The sequence below is a fragment of the Dolichospermum circinale AWQC310F genome (genome assembly GCF_000426925.1).
Taxonomy (GTDB): Bacteria; Cyanobacteriota; Cyanobacteriia; order Cyanobacteriales; family Nostocaceae; genus Dolichospermum; species Dolichospermum circinale.
The window spans coordinates 1-1,689 of sequence record NZ_APIZ01000352.1 but is presented as its reverse complement, the minus strand read 5'-3'; the positions used below and the strand labels follow the sequence as shown (position 1 = coordinate 1,689).

Annotated in this window: 2 protein-coding genes; both read right to left on the bottom strand. The window is 37.3% G+C overall.

Features of this window, described 5'->3' with window-relative positions:
• Positions 1–25 precede the first annotated feature (25 nt).
• A complete protein-coding gene (locus tag ACIR310F_RS0100365; protein ID WP_081677526.1) occupies positions 26–1,117 on the bottom strand; it encodes an RNA-guided endonuclease InsQ/TnpB family protein in 1,092 nt (363 codons plus the stop codon).
• A partial coding sequence (locus ACIR310F_RS24690; protein WP_331271293.1) for an IS607 family transposase occupies positions 1,089–1,689 on the bottom strand: 601 nt, incomplete at its 5' end. The genes ACIR310F_RS0100365 and ACIR310F_RS24690, both read right to left, overlap by 29 nt.

The window sequence follows — 1,689 nt, the reverse complement described above, 5'->3', positions numbered from 1 at the left end:
ACCGATACTTTTTCGCTAACTAATGCTAACAAATACATAAGTTGAGATTGTCTCTCAACCAAGGCGTATCAACCAATGCACGAAGATAAATTCCTCGCGCACCATTCAAATCTCGGTTCATGATTCTACCATCTAGCCGAGATTTGATGATTTTAGATCCCCCTAGATTATTGATAATTTCACCAGTCCAACTTACTGTTTTTGAAGTATATGCTTCATTAACATCAATTACTATTTTATGAAATTCATTTGCTTTGTGTTTGATAAATTTCTTGAACTTGTAATGACTTAACGTAAGCATTTGTCGAACTGATTTAGACCTGATTCTTCTCTTGGCTTTTCTAGACATAATAGATGTCTCGAAAGTAGGAAGTAAAATCACATCAAAATTATCAACCAGAAACCTAGATGTCTTTTTATGCAACTCGTCCACTAGATATTTAATCTTTCCTCTTAACCGAGTTGCAGCATTTTTTAATCTTTTCTTTTGTCTGCTTTTAGCTTTAGATATTTTGCTGATTAACTTATCTAGCTTAAAACAAAGTTTTTGGATTCTTAGATTAGCATTTTCGCCTAACCATCCAAAGCTATTATCAGAGAAGAAGGTTAAAAAATTTCTAATTCCGGGATCTAAAGCCACGACACGCCCTTGGTTCTCGGTCTTGTGTCGTGGGCTTTCTGTTGGTAAGCAGATGTAGTAATCTCCATAAAATGAGACTAATCTGCAATCTCCAAACCCATCAGGTAAAGTTTCTTTATATTCTAATTCTCCTAAAACAGTGTGATAAATTCCTGCATCTTTTATGGCAGATTTGGGAATATAACAAGACTGTACAGGATCTTTTTTGGTTCTAAATCTACACCTACTAATCCCACCACCATCAATATACTTTTTCTTGGCATTCTTAACAGCCTGACAAGCATCTTTGATGGCAATCGCCTTAATTTGATATGGTGCATCTTTACACCAATCAGGTAATCCTTGAATAATCCCGGTTTTTATCCCTTTCCAATTGGCTTTTGTTTCTGGAGTTTGTAAATATCGAATTGTTTCGTTATAAGCACACCTGGAAGCACCAAACCAATATTTAATTTTCCTTTTCTGTGCAGGACTCAATTTCAGATAAATCTTCTTTGATTTTTTTAGAGTATTTCCTAAGTCCGTGCATTCTACAGGAAAAGACGTGAAGGATTGAGAGTAAATCCTGGGTAAGTTCTGATTGTGGACAGTGTACTGTTTTGTCAAGAACCACGATTTGTCCACCGTTTTGTTCGACCATATATTGTACAAGTTCAAATCCAAATCTTGCGAGTCTGTCCCGACAGGCAACAACAAGGATGAATTTATTTCCTTGCAAAAGTCTGTCCAGTAGGGAGCGCAGACCTTTTCTTTTGAAGTTGAGTCCTGAGCCAATATCTTTGATGATTTCTGCGTCTGGGTAGAGGGATTGCATATAGGCGATTTGTCTATCAAGGTCATCTCGCTGTTTTGAGGAACTGACCCGGCAGTAGCAAATAGTGGGAGTTCTAATTGAATCGCCCGTGATGTATGATTCGACATCGTATAATCTTTGTCCTGCCGGGTTTTTAATGCTTTTGATTTTCCCCTCATCTGCATATCTCCTCAAGGTGTTTGGATGCAATCCCAGAAATTCGACCGCTTTTCTAAGTGGTATGTATGCCATAAGA